Annotated in this window: 15 protein-coding genes; 6 read left to right on the top strand and 9 right to left on the bottom strand. The window is 67.8% G+C overall.

What is annotated here, in order from left to right; all coding sequences use genetic code 11:
• Positions 1–86: 86 nt before the first annotated feature.
• The gene (locus tag G3O00_RS04275) at positions 87–1,112 is read right to left on the bottom strand and encodes an alpha/beta hydrolase (protein ID WP_277399250.1); all 1,026 of its coding nucleotides are present in this window, start codon (positions 1,110–1,112) and stop codon (positions 87–89) included.
• Between the two features lie 111 nt (positions 1,113–1,223).
• On the opposite strand from G3O00_RS04275, the gene G3O00_RS04270 reads away from it, so the two are divergent.
• The 3 genes from G3O00_RS04270 (at position 1,224) to G3O00_RS04260 (ending at position 4,488) form a co-directional block, all read left to right on the top strand.
• Positions 1,224–2,117, top strand: coding sequence for a LysR family transcriptional regulator (locus tag G3O00_RS04270; RefSeq protein WP_011354817.1), 894 nt, complete (start codon positions 1,224–1,226; stop codon positions 2,115–2,117).
• Positions 2,118–2,587: 470 nt separating this feature from the next.
• Positions 2,588–3,511 carry an alpha/beta hydrolase gene (locus tag G3O00_RS04265; RefSeq protein WP_241024940.1) on the top strand — a complete coding sequence of 308 codons (924 nt, stop codon included), beginning with the start codon at positions 2,588–2,590 and terminating at the stop codon, positions 3,509–3,511.
• A gap of 65 nt (positions 3,512–3,576) precedes the next feature.
• Positions 3,577–4,488: an NAD(P)-dependent oxidoreductase gene (locus G3O00_RS04260; RefSeq protein ID WP_206142191.1), complete on the top strand. Its 912-nt coding sequence runs from the start codon at positions 3,577–3,579 to the stop codon at positions 4,486–4,488.
• Between the two features lie 36 nt (positions 4,489–4,524).
• Here the strand turns inward: G3O00_RS04260 and G3O00_RS04255 are convergent, their stop codons facing one another.
• The 5 genes from G3O00_RS04255 to G3O00_RS04235 all read right to left on the bottom strand — a co-directional run bounded on the left by G3O00_RS04255 (position 4,525) and on the right by G3O00_RS04235 (position 8,873).
• The gene (locus G3O00_RS04255; RefSeq protein WP_206142190.1) at positions 4,525–5,337 is read right to left on the bottom strand and encodes an IclR family transcriptional regulator; all 813 of its coding nucleotides are present in this window, start codon (positions 5,335–5,337) and stop codon (positions 4,525–4,527) included.
• Positions 5,338–5,352: 15 nt separating this feature from the next.
• On the bottom strand, positions 5,353–6,222 hold the full coding sequence (locus G3O00_RS04250) for an IclR family transcriptional regulator (protein WP_011354821.1): 870 nt from the start codon (positions 6,220–6,222) through the stop codon (positions 5,353–5,355).
• A 124-nt stretch (positions 6,223–6,346) separates the two neighbouring features.
• Positions 6,347–7,285 carry an alpha/beta hydrolase gene (locus tag G3O00_RS04245; protein WP_206142189.1) on the bottom strand — a complete coding sequence of 313 codons (939 nt, stop codon included), beginning with the start codon at positions 7,283–7,285 and terminating at the stop codon, positions 6,347–6,349.
• A 166-nt stretch (positions 7,286–7,451) separates the two neighbouring features.
• Positions 7,452–8,243, bottom strand: coding sequence for an SDR family oxidoreductase (locus G3O00_RS04240; protein WP_206142188.1), 792 nt, complete (start codon positions 8,241–8,243; stop codon positions 7,452–7,454).
• A 57-nt stretch (positions 8,244–8,300) separates the two neighbouring features.
• Positions 8,301–8,873: a nuclear transport factor 2 family protein gene (locus G3O00_RS04235; RefSeq protein WP_206142187.1), complete on the bottom strand. Its 573-nt coding sequence runs from the start codon at positions 8,871–8,873 to the stop codon at positions 8,301–8,303.
• A gap of 245 nt (positions 8,874–9,118) precedes the next feature.
• On the opposite strand from G3O00_RS04235, the gene G3O00_RS04230 reads away from it, so the two are divergent.
• Positions 9,119–10,777, top strand: a complete 1,659-nt coding sequence (locus G3O00_RS04230) for an NAD(P)/FAD-dependent oxidoreductase (RefSeq protein WP_206142186.1) — start codon at positions 9,119–9,121, stop codon at positions 10,775–10,777.
• Entirely contained in the window at positions 10,774–11,547 is a 774-nt protein-coding gene (locus G3O00_RS04225) for an SDR family oxidoreductase (RefSeq protein WP_206142185.1), read from the top strand. Before G3O00_RS04230 ends, G3O00_RS04225 begins: the two co-directional genes overlap by 4 nt.
• Positions 11,548–11,659: 112 nt before the next feature.
• Here the strand turns inward: G3O00_RS04225 and G3O00_RS04220 are convergent, their stop codons facing one another.
• Together G3O00_RS04220 and G3O00_RS04215 are read right to left on the bottom strand one after the other, a co-directional pair.
• A complete protein-coding gene (locus tag G3O00_RS04220; protein ID WP_206142184.1) occupies positions 11,660–12,862 on the bottom strand; it encodes an alkane 1-monooxygenase in 1,203 nt (400 codons plus the stop codon).
• A 35-nt stretch (positions 12,863–12,897) separates the two neighbouring features.
• Entirely contained in the window at positions 12,898–13,929 is a 1,032-nt protein-coding gene (locus G3O00_RS04215; protein WP_011354828.1) for a 2Fe-2S iron-sulfur cluster-binding protein, read from the bottom strand.
• A gap of 135 nt (positions 13,930–14,064) precedes the next feature.
• On the opposite strand from G3O00_RS04215, the gene G3O00_RS04210 reads away from it, so the two are divergent.
• The gene (locus tag G3O00_RS04210; protein ID WP_206142183.1) at positions 14,065–15,072 is read left to right on the top strand and encodes an AraC family transcriptional regulator; all 1,008 of its coding nucleotides are present in this window, start codon (positions 14,065–14,067) and stop codon (positions 15,070–15,072) included.
• Here G3O00_RS04210 and G3O00_RS04205 read toward each other — a convergent pair.
• On the bottom strand, positions 15,060–15,909 hold an 850-nt coding region (locus G3O00_RS04205; RefSeq protein ID WP_206142182.1), incomplete at its 5' end, for a LysR family transcriptional regulator. The two genes, G3O00_RS04210 and G3O00_RS04205, sit on opposite strands and share 13 nt — an antisense overlap.

Here is a 15,909-nt window from a genome sequence, read left to right as displayed (position 1 = left end):
GCCACCGTGTCACGTTCGGGCAGGGCCGACCACCGGCATGTTGTGCCGGCCGGCAGCCCGCCTCGCGGCAGGTAGCCGATCGCGCGTTACGCCCCCAGATGCTTCTTGAAGAACGGCACCAGTTGCGCCAGCGCCTGGCCGGTCGGCGCGGGCTGGTCGTACAGGTCATAGTGGGTGGCGCCGGGCACGATCTGCAGCGTCTTCTCGCTCGAACGCGCGCGGTTGTACAGGTCGAAGCCGTCGCGGTACGAACCGAACGCGCCCGGCTCGCCGCCGCCGATGACGATATGCAGCGGCTGCGTCAGCAGGTGCTCGGCCAGGTGGAACGCATCCCAGCCGACTGCCGGCGCGAGGCTCGAGAAACGCAGCTTGTTGGGCGAACCCGGCTGCTGGCCGCGCGGCGTCGTGTAGTACTCGACCGCCTCGACGATGTCCACGTTGGTCAGGCCGGCCTGCTCGAGCGCCGCCTTGGAGGTCGGGATGTAGGTGGTCAGCAGCGGTTCGGCGCCGCGTGCTTCCGCCGTACGCTGGCTGGCGATCGCGTCCAGTGCCTTCAGCGCCGAATCCGGCGTCAGGTCGCCTTCACGCATGAGGCGGCCGTAGTTGGCTGCGACCACCGTGCCCACCGCCTTGAAACGGCGCTCGGTCATGGCGGCATTGACCGCATAACCGCCGCCGCCGCACACGCCCAGCACGCCGATGCGCTTCTCGTCCACGAAGGGGAGCGTGACCAGGTAGTCCACCGCGCAGCGGAAGTCTTCCACGCGCAGCGTCGGATCTTCGCTGAAGCGCGGCTCGCCGCCGCTCGCGCCCTGGGTCGATGCGTCGAAGGCCAGCGTGATGAAACCCTGCTCGGCGAGCTGTTCGCCGTAGATGCGGCCCGAGGTCTGCTCCTTGCAGCTGCTGATCGGGTGCGCGCAGACGATGGCCGGGTAGGTCTTCGTTTCGTCGAAGTCCTTCGGGAAGCGAAGGTCGGCGGCCACGTCCCACGTGCGGTTCTTGAAGGTCACGGATTTCATGGTGAGGTCCTGTCGTGTGCGCGTGGCCGGTCGGGCCCTGCGCGATGAGTGGATCGGGACACGTTTCCCGGGGAGCGAGCCGAACGCCGGCATGCTGCCTGGGAGGGCGTACCGTTGATGCTCGCGGTGAGTAACACTTTAGACCTTGACAGGCTCGGTGATAATCCAGAAAAATTTTGATGCAGTTATTAGTGGAGCTTCTGAATGAACGGCAACAACCTCAAGGACCTGACGGCATTCCTGCTGGTCGCCGAAGAAGGCAGCTTCACGCGCGCGGCCGCGCGCCTGGGCATCTCGCAGTCGGCGCTCAGCCAGGTCATCCGCGCACTCGAGACGCGGCTCGGCCTGCAGCTGTTCGCGCGCACCACGCGCAGCGTTTCGCTGACCGCCGCGGGCAGCCGGCTGCTGGAGCTGATCGGCCCGGCGATGGGCGAGATCGACTCGGGCCTCGACGAAATTACCCACCTGCGCGACAAGCCCGCCGGGACGATCCGCCTCAATGCCGACGAATATGCGGTGCAGCATGTCCTGCAGCCTGCCGTGACGCGGCTCTTGCCCGCGTACCCCGACATCCGCGTCGAACTCAATATCGATTACGGGCTGACCGACATCGTCAGCGGCCGCTACGACGCGGGCGTGCGGCGCGGCGGGCTCGTGGCCAAGGACATGATCGCCGTGCAGATCAGCCCGCCGCATCCGATGTCGGTCGTCGGGGCGCCGGCGTATTTCGCCAGCCGGCCGGCGCCGAAACTCCCACGCGACCTGACCGACCACCTCTGCATCAACCTTCGCCTGCCGACGCACGGCGAGTATTTCCCGTGGGTGTTCGCGAAAGCGGGCAAGGAGCAGCGCGTGAAGGTCGACGGCCAGCTGGTCGGCAACAGCATCGGGTCGGCGCGCGATGCCGCGCTGAGCGGGCTTGGCCTCGCGCACCTGCCGCATGCGTACGTCGCCGAGCAGCTGGCGTCGGGGCAACTGGTCGAAGCGCTGTCGGGCTGGCGCAAGACCTACGAGCCGTACTACCTCTACTACCCGAGCCGCCGTCATGCGTCCCCCGCGTTTTCGCTAGTGGTCGACGCGCTGCGCTACCGCGGATAGGGCCCATCGTCGTGCCGGCGGCGCGGGCGGGCCGTGCGCCGGTCATCGAATGGCTGGCGCGGTTCGATCGCGATCCGGCCCGGTTTGTCGGCGTGATGTCCGGGCGCGTGCCGATACTGTAGCGGCGTGTCCGGAACCGGCGCATCGTCTCTTGCTGGAACGTTCCGCATGCTGGAAGCGAACCGGTCGCGATAGCCGATTCCGTTGTACGGAAACCGCCGCGCTCCGGAATTGACCGCTCGACGGCATGGCCGCACGCTGCTCGTGAACTGATGACGCGCCCCTGATCGTGCCGATTCCCATCGGCGTGCCGGGCGGACGCGCGCAGCGCAACCATCGCCAATACGGAGACAAGTGATGCCCCGTTCCCCTCGCGCACGGCCGAATCGTCGTGTCGACCTCCATGTGCATGCCGACGATCGCGCCGGATTGCATCGAGACGCTTCCCGATCCGCCGACGAGTAATGCCGATGCCGCTCGATCCGCAAATTGCCGCGATCCTGAAGACCCTCGAAGCCGCACCGCCGATGGAGAGCCTGTCCGTCGACGCGCTCAGGAACAGCCTCGCGTACCCGCCGCTGGAGCGGCGCACCGTCGTCGGCGAGGTCGTCGATTTCGACCTGCCGCTCGAAGGGCGCGTGCTCGCGGCACGCCTGTACCGGCCGAAGCTTGCGCAAAGCGATGGCGTCACCGTGTTCTTTCATGGCGGCGGCTTCGTGATCGGCAATCTCAATACGCACGATCACGTGTGTCGCGATCTCTGCGCGGAAAGTGGTGCCGCCGTGATTGCCGTCGATTATCGGCTGGCGCCGGAACACCCGTTTCCTGCCGCTGTCGACGATTGCTTCGATGCCGTGCGCTGGATCGCGGAACACGCCGACACGCTGTCGTTCGACCCGTCGCGCATCGTCGTGGCCGGCGACAGCGCGGGCGGCAACCTGGCCGCCGTGACCGCGCTGAGGATCCGCGACGAGGGGGGGCCGACGTTGCGCGCGCAGGTGCTCGTGTATCCGGTGACCGACTATCACACGCCGCCGACCCGTTCGTACATCGAGAACCAGTCCGGCTATTCGCTCACGCGCGCGGCGATGATCCGGTTCTGGAACGACTACGTCGCGAACGAACGGGAGGCGCTGCATCCGCATGCGTGCCCGCTGCGCGCGAAATCGCTGGCGGGCCTGCCGCGCGCGCTGGTGATCACGGCCGGGTTCGACCCGCTGCGCGACGAAGGCGAAGCCTATGCCAATCGCCTGTTCGATGCCGGCGTGTCGGTCACCTTCCGGCGTCACGACGACATGATTCACGGCTTCTTCCGGATGGGGCCGGCCTGTGCGGCCGCTCAGGAAGGGTTGCTGCGCGCGGCGGCGTGGATCCGCGACGTGATGGCGCGCTGACGAACGATAAAGCGTCGTGGCGCGGTCGCGTCATGACTTGATGGACAAACGGATTCGGAGTGCGAATGGAAACAGAACAATCTATCGGCTTTCTGGGCCTCGGTCAGATGGGCGGCCCGATGGCCGAGCGCTTGCTCGGACACGCGTTCCGCCTGCATGTGTACGATCCGTCGCCGGCGGCGCTCGCACCGTTCATCGCAGGCGGCGCCGTCGTCCACGATTCGCCGCGCGCGGTCGCCGATGCGGCCGGCATCGTGTTCGCGTGCCTGCCGAACCGGGACGTGTCGCTGGCGGTCGGCCTGGGGCCGGACGGCGTCGTGCACGGATCGGCGATCCGCACCTACGTGGAGATGTCGACGATCGGTCAGGACCTGATCGAGCGGATCGGCGACGCGCTCGCGCAGAAGGGAATCGGCATCGTCGATGCGCCGATTTCCGGCGGCGCGCCGGCCGCACGTGCCGGTACGCTTGCGATGCTCGCGGCCGGCGCACCGGCGCTCGTCGAGCAGGTGTCGCCGCTGCTGTCGCTGATCGGCAAGGACGTGTTCGTGATGGGCGAGCGCGCCGGCATGGCGCAGGTCATGAAGATCGTGAATAACATCATCATGGCGACCAATCTCGTCGTTTGCTCGGAAGGGCTTGCGATGGGCGCGAAGGCCGGTCTCGATCCCGACATGATGATGCGGCTGCTCGACGCCGGAACGGCACAGAGCTTCGCGTGTTCGAAAATGCTGAGCCGGGCCGTGGCGGGGCGATTCGACTACGGCGCGGCGGTCGCGATCATCGACAAGGACATGTCGCTCGGATTCGACGCGGCGCGTTTGCTGGACATCGCGGCGCCGACGATCGAGCGGGCGCGCGACGTCTGGCACGCGGCTTACGAAGCTGGGCGCGGCAAGGACGATTTCACGTCGATCCTGACGTTCGTCGCGGAGCAGGGCGGCACGCAGGTGCGCAGTGGGCGAGTGCCCGGATGACGCGCGACGAACCGCATCGGTGCGCCGCGTGTGCGATCACGGTTCGTAGCGAACGTCGCGCAGCACGTGTTCGAGATCGCGCGCGGCCTGCTTGAGCGCCGGCACGATGCGTTGCCTGATGGTGTCGATGTCGGCTTGGGCCTTGATCGCGCCGCAGCTCAGCGACATCGGCGTGGCCGTATCGCCGACGCTGACCGGCAATGCGATGCCGTACGCGTTGCGCTGGAATTCGCCGTACGACAGGCACACACCGTTCTCGCGCAGATCCTCGAACGCGTGGTCGATGCCGACGCGCATCGCATCGCGCTGCGCGCCGGCGGCCTCCAGCAGCCGCGCGACATATTCCTGCCGCCGAGGGTCGGGCAACCCCCACAGCCACGCGCGCCCGATCGCCGTGAGGCCCATCGGCAGCAACGAGCCGACGCCGAGCCGCAGCGTCGCGATGCCCGAACTCGTGCGATGCGCGATGTACAGCATGTCGAGGCCATCGGCCGTGGCGAGTGCGACGGACACGTCGAGCCGGTCGGCGAGTTGCTGCATCAGCGGCTGCGCGAGCCGCGTGACGGGATTGGTTTCGAGGTACGCATGCCCGATGCCGAAGACGCCGGTCGCCAGCTCGAAGCGGGTGCCGCCCGCGACGCGGCGGATATACCCGAGCTGAATCAGCGTCGACGTGAGGCGGGACACCGCGGACCGGGACATCCCGGTGCGCTGCGCCAGTTCGCCGTTGGTCAGCGGCGCGCGCTCGGCATGAAACGCGCGCAGCAGCTGAAGGCCGCGGTCGAGCGTGAGCGTGACCTGCGCGGGCTCGGGCGTCGCGGTTTCGGCATGATTCGACGGATTCGCCATCGTGCTCCCGCGCCCTCAGCCCTGGCGCGGCACGCGATTGCGCAGCGTCTGCGCAATCGCGACGAGCCGCGGCCCGAGTTCCCGTTCGATCCGCGCCTGGGCGAGGCGCGCGGTGCGGCCGACACAGCCGAGCACCAGCGGCGGGCGATCGGGCAGCACCAGCGGTGCCGCGACGCACGCGAGTTCCTCTTCCCATTCGCCGTGCAGCATGCCGAAGCCGAGTTCGCGCACCTGCGCGATTTTTTCGTGCATCCGGCGCCCGATGGTCGGCCAGTTGTCATCGGGCCGCCGCTCGAGTTCGCTCAGCAGATAGCTGCGCTCCGACTCCGGCAGCACGGCAAGCAGCGACCAGCCCATCAGCGAATACGCGATATGCATGCGCATGCCGGGCTGCAACTGCAGGTTGAGCACGACGCGGCTGCCGATCTGGACGTCGAGGATCAGGATGTCGGACCGGTCGCGCGTGCCGAGCAGCACGCAGGTATCGGTCGCCTCGGCGAACTTGCGCATCTCGATGCCGGCGACCCGCTGCAGGTCGGGATCGGACACGGCCGCGTAGCCGAGCGCGAGCGAGGCGGCGGCCAGCGAATACTTGCGGCTCGCCTTGTCGTGATGCAGGTAGCCGAGCGCGACGAGCGAGCGCAGCAGCCGCAGCACGGTCGGCGCCGGAATGCCGGTGGCGTGCGCGATTTCCAGGTTGCCGAGCCACGCATGTTCCGGGCCGAACACCGACAGGATCGACAGCCCGCGCGCGAGGGGCGTCACCATCGTGCTGCTCGGCGCACGTTCGCCGCGCGGCGGCTTCGGCCACGCGGTGTCGACGCCGTGCGGGCCGTTGTCGGACCTCGCATCGACGTGCGTCGGCATGGATCTGCCGGGTTGCATGAGTGTCTCCGTCGGTTCGTTCGATCGCGGGCCGCGTGCGGGCCCGTGGCGCGTTGCTGGTCGAATCGTACTACCATCGCGCCGATCGTGACGCTGGGGCGAGCCCGGAGGCGGGCCCGGTGCGTCAGCGCGACGATCGCGCGACGAGGTCGCGGAGCCGCTCGCACACGAATTCCAGGCCGTCGCGGCTGCCGGGCAGCACGCCAATCATCATCAGAAAGCCGTGCATCTGCCCCTGTGCGCGACGGTGATGAACCGGCACGCCGGCCTGTTCGAGGCGCTGCGCATACGCCTCTCCTTCGTCGCGCAATACGTCGTGCTCGGCGGTCACGACGATCGCTTCGGGCAGGCCGGACAGATCGGCTTCCCGCAGCGGCGACGCGAGGCTCGAATGCCGGGCGGCATCGCTTGGCGCGTAGTGATTCCAGTACCCCATCATCGCGTCGCGCGTGGTCAGCAGCTGGTTCTCGGCGGCGACGTACGAAGGCCGGTCGAACACGCAATCGGTCACCGGATAGACGAGCAGCTGGCCGGCGAACGACATCGTTCCCTCGCGGCGGGCGAGCAGCGTCACCGCGATCGCGAGGTTGGCGCCCGCACTGTCTCCTCCGACGAATACCGGCAGTTCGGCGCCGAGCAGCGCGACGCGTTGCGAAGCGAGCCATTGCGCGGCCTGCCAGGCGTCGTGTACCGGTCCGGGGAATGGATGCTCCGGCGCCTTCCGGTATTCGACGAGCGCGACCGCGACGCCCGCGCCGGCGGCGATTTCCCGGCACAGCGGCGTGAACGCGTCGATTCCGCCGACGACCCAGCCGCCGCCGTGGAAGTAGACGAGCAACGCCTGAGGGCGCCCGTCCGGCACGAACAGCTGCGCGCGGAGCGTGCCGCCGTCGACCGGGATGTCGAGCGCGGAGGTGGTGCGCACGTCGGCGCCGGGGGACAGGATCGTACTGATGCGCGCAAACGCCGCGCGCGCTTCGTCCGGCGTCATCAGGTGACGCGGCTTCGATGGCGTCGCGGCGAGCTTGTCCATGAACGCCCGGGTGGCGGCGTCGAGACTCATGATGGCGCCCTCGGGGCGGCCAGGCGAAGCGGGACGCCGTGCGAGGCGGTCGAGCGGTCCATGGGGTGTCTCCGTGATGGGGTGATATCAGATGGGCGGTTTCGCCGGTGTGCGTCGCGCCGCGTCGTGCCGCGCCGCGCTGCCTGCGCGACGCGGGTGATCCGCCCTACTGCGGCGGCTGCAGTGCGCCGAGCACGGCGTCCACGCCGCCGAACAGGTTCCAGCCGAACGTGGCGGTGGCGCCGGCATCGACGACGAGGTTGGTGCCGGTGATCGCGGAGGCCGCGTCGGACAACAGGAACGCGATCGGTCCGGCCAGTTCGCCGGGCGTGATGACGCGGCCGAGCGCGGTCTGGCGTGCCATCACGGCGGGATCGCGTTCGCCGCGTGCGTAGCTGGCCTCGATCACGGGCGTGCGGACGGGCCCCGGCGACACGGCATTCACGCGCACACCTTGCCGGCCGAGATAGACGGCGAGCGAGCCCGCGAGATTGATCATTGCGGCCTTCGACGGGCCGTAGGCGAGATGGGGCGTCGAAACCATCCCGGCGAGCGACGACAGCATCACGATGCTGCCGCGCCCGCGCGACGCCATGCGCAGCCCGACCGCACGGCAGACCGCGTAGGCGCCGCGCGCGTTGATGTCCATGATGTGGTCCCAGACCGGAATGTCGGCCTGCAGCGGGCCCTGCGCGGGCGGGATCACGCCGGCCGCGAACACGAGCGCGTCGATGTCGCCGCATTCGCGTTCGACGGTGTCGATGCACGGCTCGATGCTGTCGACCTCGCCGACGTCGAGCCCGTACGCGCGGCCGCCCGTTTCGGCCGCCACGCGTTTGGCGGCCTGTGCGTCGCGGTCGACCACGATCGGGTTCCACGTCGCCGAGAGCGCTGTACAGCAGGCCGCGCCGATGCCGCCGGCGCCGCCCACCACGAGTACGTTTCTGCGCAATTCCATGTCTGTCTCCTTTGATGTTGTATTTGCCGCGGCCCGGCTGCCGCGCGCTGCGGCGTGTCAGCCCAGGCCGGCTTCCGTGCGTACGGCGAACACCGGATCGTCCGGGCCGCGGCGGCCGAGCGTCCAGGCCGGGTTGAGCACGTTGTCGGCCGGATCGACGAGTTGCGACTGGATGGCGTCGAAGACGGTGCGCCGCCGCGCGATCCGCCATTCGCCGTCGCGCTTCTCGAAGCGGTCGACGTAGCGGCCGAAAACCTCGACCCGGCTGTTGTGCGTGCTGCCGGCGTGCTTCGCGTCGAGCATCGAGCGGTGTCCGCTGGCTTGCGGCGCGATTTCCAGCCGCGCGAAGAAATACGTCTCGACCGCGGCGACGCGGTCGGACGCGAGTTCCACGAGGCAGTTGCCGAGAAAGTGGGTGGAGGTCAGCAGGCCGGGCGCATCGTGCCGTTCGCGCACCCACGCGATGAACGCGTCGCGCGTGCCCTTGAAATCCGCGTGGTCGTCTTCGCCGTCCTCGAAGAAGGCGGCGCGCACGAGTGCCCAGTCGCGACGGTCGACGCCGCGTGCGTAACGCAGCATCACGTCGCGGATCAGGTCCTTGTCGAGCAGTCGTTGCATGGCGTCGGACACGGCATGAGTCTCCTTGTGTTTGATGGCATCAACGATGAAGAGCCGGTCCGTATCGCGTCAACGCGCACCGCGCGGGTTTGCCGTACTTTGAAATTTCATCGGGTTTGCCGCAGCGCACGGCCGGCGGCCGGGGCCGGCCGATTTCAATGTACGGTAAGGCCGCACCGGCGCCGTTGATGCAAGCCGGCCTGCGGTCTTTCAATGGGCTCCTGCGAAGCGCAATCATTTCAAAGGAGACACCCAACATGAACCAACCTCTCGACGTGCTGGATGCCGTCGTCGTCGGTGCCGGCTTCGGCGGCCTGTATGCGATCAAGCGGCTCACCGACGCGGGTTTCCGGATCCAGGCATTCGAATCGGGCGACGGCGTCGGCGGCACCTGGTACTGGAATCGCTACCCGGGTGCGCGCGTGGATCTCGAATGCTGGGACTACTCGTACTCGTTTTCCCCGGAGCTGCAGGACGAATGGGACTGGCCGGAGCGCTATCCGACGTCCTCGGAACTGATGCGCTACCTGAATCACGTCGCCGACCGCTTCGACTTGCGCCGGCACGTGCGTTTCAATACGCGGGTCGAATCCGCGGTGTTCGACGAGCAGCGGAATATCTGGCGTGTGACGACGTCGGACGGCAAGGTCACGCATGCACGCTTCTTCGTGCCCGCCACCGGTGTGCTGTCGGTGCCGAAGCCGCCTGAAATCCCGGGGATCGACACGTTCGCCGGCGAAAGCCATCACACGGGCCGCTGGCCGCATCATGAAGTCGACTTCAGCAACAAGCGCGTCGGCGTGATCGGCACGGGTTCGTCGGGCATCCAGGTGATCCAGGCGCTCGCCGGCAAGTGCAAGCACCTGACGGTGTTCCAGCGCACGGCCGTGTACGTGGTGCCGGCGAAGAATCATCCGCTCACGCCCGAGATGCGGGCCCGCGTGCGGGCGACGTATCCGGAGCGGCGTGCGGTGAGCCGTCTCACGCGCTTCGGCATCGCGGTGCCGTTCCCGGTGGAATCGGCGCTCGACGCAACCCCGGAAGAGCGCCAGAAGAAATACGAGAACGCGTGGGAAAACAGCCAGCTGCTCGGTTTTCGCATGTGCTACGGGGACATCCTGTCGAACGAGGCCGCGAACGATACGGTGGCCGAGTTCATTCGCGGCAAGATCCGCGAGACGGTGAAGGACCCGGCGGTGGCGGAGAAACTGATGCCGCGCGGCTTCCCGTTCGGCACGAAGCGCCCGTGCCTCGGCGACACGTACTACAGCGTGTACAACCGCGACGACGTGACGCTGGTCGACCTGAAGCAGACGCCGATCGATCGCGTGGTGCCCGAAGGGATCGTGACGAGCGAAGGGCTGCATGAACTCGACGTGCTGATCTTTGCCACCGGCTACGACGCGCTGACGGGCGCACTCACGCATATCGACGTGCGCGGCGTGAACGGCCGCCCGCTGACCGAAAAATGGGCGAGCGGCGCGAAGACCTACCTCGGCCTGATGACGAGCGGCTTCCCGAACCTGTTCACCGTGACGGGGCCGGGCAGCCCGGGGCCGCTCGCGAACATGTCGATGAGCATCGAACAGCACATCGACTGGATCGCGCGCTGCATGACCGACCTGCGCGACGCGGGCGTCGACCGGATCGACGCCGGCCAGCAGGCGGAAGAGGACTGGATGCAGCACGTGCAGGACGTCGTTGCGAAGACGCTCTACCTGAAGGCGAACTCCTGGTACGTCGGCGCGAACGTGCCGGGCAAGCCGCAGGTGTTCCTGCCGTATCTGGGCGGACACGGCAACTACCGCAAGAAGTGCGACGACGTCGCGGCAGCCGGCTATGCGGGCTTCGTGCTGACGGGAGCCGGCGATCGCGAAACCGAATCGCAGAACGAAACGATTGGAGATGCAGCATGAGCAACATCAACGGACGCGTGGCCGGCAAGGTCGCGTTCATCACGGGCGCGGGGGCGGGGATCGGCCGTGCGGCGGCCGAGCTGTTCGCCAGCGAGGGGGCGACGGTCGTCGTGGCTGAATTCGACCCGCAGAGCGGGCAGGCGACGGTCGACGCGATTCGCGCGGCGGGCGGCACCGCGACGTTCGTGCGAACCGACGTCACGAGCGAGGACAGCGTGCGCGACACGATCGCGACGGCACTTGAATTCGCCGGGCGGATCGACGTGCTGTACAACAACGCGGGCGGCTCGACGTCGGTCGACGCGCAGGTGACGGATTGTCCGGCCGACGAGTTCTGGCGGGCGATCAAGCTCGACCTGTTCGGCACGTGGATCACGTGCAAGTACGGGATCGCGGCGATGCTGAAGACCGGCGGCGGCTCGGTCATCAACAGCAGCTCGGTGTTCGCGCTGGTCGGCACGCGCGGCAAGGATGCGTACACGGCCGCGAAGGGCGGCATCTCGGCGATCACGCGCTCGATGGCCGTCGAGTACGCGCCGCATCGCATTCGCGTGAACGCGGTGGCGCCGGCCGTGACGGTCACGGCGCGCGTGGCCGGGCTGCTCAAGTCGCAGCCCGACGTGATCAACAAGACCGGCGAGCGCCAGTTGCTGGGCCTGATCGACCCGAAGGAGGTCGCGCTGACGGCGCTGTACCTGGCCTCCGACGAATCGCGCACGACCACGGGGCAGATCGTACCGATCGAGGGAGGAGTCTCGATCTCGGGATGAGGAAGAGCGCCCCGAGGGCGCTCGACCGCACCGCAGGAAGGGGCGCGGAAATCGCCGCGTGCGCGGGCCGGAGCGCGGGCGATGCCTGTGGCGCCGGGGCAGGCCCCGTGGCTCAGCGCCCGTGCCCGTCCGCGCCCGCCACGCGGAGCGCCTGCAACCCCGTCGCGGCCTCGAACCCGGCAATGCCGCTGCGCGCGTTCGCGTCGGCTGCGAGACGCCTTTCCCGCTCGCTGGCATGCACGCGATCCCATGCGAGCACCTTGGGCGTCATCAACCGGTGCCAGAGCGGCGGTATCATCGCGACGACGATGGTCGTCAGATAGCCGCCGATCATCATCGGCGCATCGCGAAACGGTTCGAGTGCGTGATACGGTACTTCGCCCTGCGCATGATGATGCGAATGGCGCGTCAGGTTGAACATCGACCACGAGCTGATGCGCCGGTTCGTATTCCACGAATGACGCGGCTGGACCGGCGTCGCCGGATCGCGAACGATGCCGTAGTGCTCCATGTAGTTGACGATTTCAAGGAGCGCCTTGCCCCACAGCGCGCAGAGCGTGAAATACGCGGCCGTCCGCCAGCCGCCCGCGCTCCATGCGCACGCAACCAGCAGCACGCTCATCAGGTGGCCGCGAATCACCGCGTTGAACGGCGTGAGCAGCCCGTGCCCGGCGCGCTTCAGGCGCTTGCCCTCGATTTTCCACGCGCTGACGTTGCCTTTGACCGTCGAAGCGAGCACATGGAAATAGACGTTGCGGCCGCGCGGTGCAGTGGCGGGATCTTCCGTCGTGGACACGTAGCGGTGATGCCCGTACACGTGCTCGATCGAGAAAATCGTGTCGAAGCTGAACGCCAGCAGCCAGCGGCCGATGAACATCGACACCGGGTCCCACGTGCGATGCGTCAGCTCGTGCGCGGGAATGGTGCCGATCATGCCGATCATCAGCCCGGTCAACAGCATGCCGGACACGTGATGGCCCCAGCCGGCCGCCGCGCGCGCCGCCAGCGCATCGTATCCGGTCGCGCGTTCGATCAACATGCCGAAGCCGAGCGGGTCGGACGCGCTGACGGACCAGACCGACGCGAAGACGATCAGCGCCAGCAGCGGCAGGGCCATCCACAGCTGGAACGTCAGGATGCCGGGATGGCGCAGGGTCGGTGTCGACGTATCGTCGCCGCAGATCGCGTCGCCGACGATGTAGAACGCGACGAGCGCGACGAAACAGGCGGTGATCCACTGCCCGCCTGCGACGAACGCGACGATCGACGCGATGCCGATGACGTGGAACAGAAAATATTTCAGGTAATGGAACATCTCGGTGTCTCCTCCTCCATGCTGATCCTGGAAAGTCAGGCGATTGCCTGCGTGTCGTGCTGCGTGGTGAAGCGGTCCGCGTGAATCCGCGAGCGGGAGAGGCCGCGCGCGACCAGGACGTCGGTCGCCGCGTCGATCATGCGGGGCGGCCCGCACAGGTACGCGTGCGTCTGCGCCGGCAGGTCGGCCGCGATGGCGTCGGTCACCATCCCGCGCGAGCCGCGCCACGATGAATCGGCCGGCTCGTCGGACAGGATCGGTTGGAAATCGAAGCGGCCCGGCCAGCGGGCGGCAAGATCGTGAATCGTGTCGAGTGCATACAGGTCGTGCTGCGCGCGTGCGCCGAACAGCAGCGTGACCGCACGCGTCGTGCGTGCCGCGACGCCGTCTTCGAGCATTGCGAGAATCGGTGCGAGCCCGCTGCCGCCCGCGATCAGGATCAGCGGGGCGTCGGCGGGGCGCATCCAGAAGTCGCCGAGCGGGCCTTCGACGCTCACGGTTCGGCCGACGAGATCGTGCGCATGGACGTGGCCCGAGAACACGCCGCCGGGCACCTTGCGGACGAGGAAATTCACTTGCGCATTCGGCCGCACGCTGGTCGCGAACGAGTAATGCCGCGCCTCGCCGGGCAGCGACGCGATCGACAGCTGCGCGTACTGGCCGGCCTTGTACGGCAGCGATTCGTCGAGTTGCACGCGCAGGCGGACGATGTCGTGGGTCATCCGGTCCTGGCCGATCACGCGGCCGTCGATCTTCCGTCGCGCGGCCTGCCGGCTCGTGTCGACGGCGATCGTCACGTCCGACTGCGGGATGCTCTGGCACGCGAGGATGAAGCCCTGGTCGAGATCGTCGTCGGACAGGATGTAGCCGGTCTGCGTCAGCTCCTTCACGCGCCCGTCGACGAGCTTGCATTTGCAGGTCGCGCAGCCACCGACGCGGCAGCTGTGCGGGAAGTCGATGCCGTGGCGCAGCGCTGCCTGCAACAACGTTTCCGCCGGCTCGACCGTGATGGCGCGATCGTTGATGACGGCCTTCACAGTCTTGGTTTTTGTCAGGAATCGGAACATGTTCTCCCCATGCGGCCATCGCGATTGATGTGGCTTCATCGTAGGGAGCCGGCCGGTGTTACGGGAGTGCGCGAATTGACATCGAGGGCGCATTTATTGTCAATTGATGTCCGTCGCTCACCCGGGAAACCCGACATGTCCGAGACGGACTTTTTTCTTCAACCGCAGTACGCGATCCAGATCGCCGATCAACTGGTCCGCATGGGCGGGCGTCCACCCGACTGGTTTGTGCAATTGCAGCATCCGGGGCCGAACGGCGAGCTGACGATCGGGGAATTTTCGTTCGACGCGTTCAAGCGGCTGGTCGGCGATGCGCTCGATGCAACCGGCGAGCCGGCATTCGGGCTGCTGGTCGGTGAACGCCTGCGCGTCGGCAGTCACGGGGTACTGGGCTACGCGGTAGCCAACAGCGTGACGGCGCGGCAGGCGCTGGAACTGATCGAGCGGTTCGTGCAGGTGCGCACGTCGCTCATTTCCGCGAAGCTCGAGATCGTGGGCGAACATGCGCGGCTCGCGTTCGTCGAACGTCATCCGTTGGGCGACATCCGGCAGTCGGTGATGGAAGCGATCGTGCTGACGATCAAGAATCTGCTCGACTACATCACGCGCGGCACGAGTCGCACATCGTATGTGGCGTTCCCGTTCGACGTGCCCGGCTATGCGGTGCTGGCGGGCGAACTGTTCGGTTGCGAGGTGCGTTACGGCGTCGACTGGGCGGGCATGGCGTTTCCGGTGGCGGAACTCGACCGGCCGCTCGGCACCAGCAACCCGCACGCGTTGACGGAGGCGGTGCGCATCTGCCAGGACGAACTCGCGAACAAGAATCGGCAGCAGGCTTTTTCATCCAGGATCCGCCGGCTGATGTTCGAGAAGGTCGGCGATTTCCCGACGCAGCGCACGACCGCGCAATTGCTGAACGTCACGCCGCGCACGATGCATCGGCGGCTGGCCGACGAAGGCACGTCGTACCGCGAGATACTGGAAAGCGTGCGCCACAAGCTGGCGATCGAGAGCGTGAAGTCGGGCAAGCTCAGCCTGCAGGAAATCGCGTTTCTGCTCGGCTACGACAGCCTCGGCAATTTCCGGCGCGCGTTCAGGCGCTGGGAGGGCATGTCGCCGTCGGAATATCGTCAGTCGATGTAGCGGCTGCGTCGGTGCGAAGGCCGGGGCGCCATGTCCTGTGCGATCTCCGCGACCTGCCGGCGCAGCCACCCGTACGCCGGGTCGTCGTGCGTGCGCTCGTGCCAGATCATCGTCAACGCGAAAGTCGGCACGTCGACCGGCAGTTCGACGAGCGTGACCGGCATCGACTGCGCGAGGTGTTCCGCGAGGCGGCGCGGCAGTACCACCGTCATGTCGCTCTTCGCGACCACCATCGGCGCCACCAGGAAATGCGGCAAGCGCATCGCGATGCGCCGGTGCAGCCCTTGCCGCGCGAGGGCCGCGTCGACCCGTTCGCCACCGCGGCCGCCGATCGTCACCAGCACGTGCGACAGTGCCGCGAAGCGCTTCGGCGTCAGTCGCGCGGACAGTGCCGGATGCCCGTTGCGCACGATGCAGACCAGGCTGTCGTCATAGAGCGGTCGACGATAGATGCCGGCGGGCAACGTATCGTCGTCGAATGCGCCGAGCGCGATACCGGCCGTGCCGTCCACGACGAGTTCGACGTTGTTGTCGCGTGACGGCGGCACGTCGAGATCCATGCCGGGCGCGTGCCGTTCCAGCCGCGCATTCACGTCAGGCATCAGCGTCAGCGCCATGTGATCGAGGCTCGCGATCGAGAACTGCCCGCGCGCGGTGGCCGGATCGAATTCGGCCGGCGCGACGATGCTGGCCGCTTCCGTCAGCACGCGCGACACGCGCAAGGCGAGCGACGCCGCGCGCGGCGTGAACTCCAGCCCCTTCGGCGTGCGCACGACGACGCGATCGCCGAGCAACGTGCGCAGCCGGCCCAGCGCGCGGCTTGCCGCCGGCTGCGTC

This window comes from Burkholderia sp. Ac-20384, assembly GCF_017104605.1.
GTDB classification, from domain to species: domain Bacteria; phylum Pseudomonadota; class Gammaproteobacteria; order Burkholderiales; family Burkholderiaceae; genus Burkholderia; species Burkholderia lata.
The sequence above is the reverse complement of the archived record's forward strand: the minus strand, read 5'-3'. Positions and strand labels throughout refer to the sequence as shown.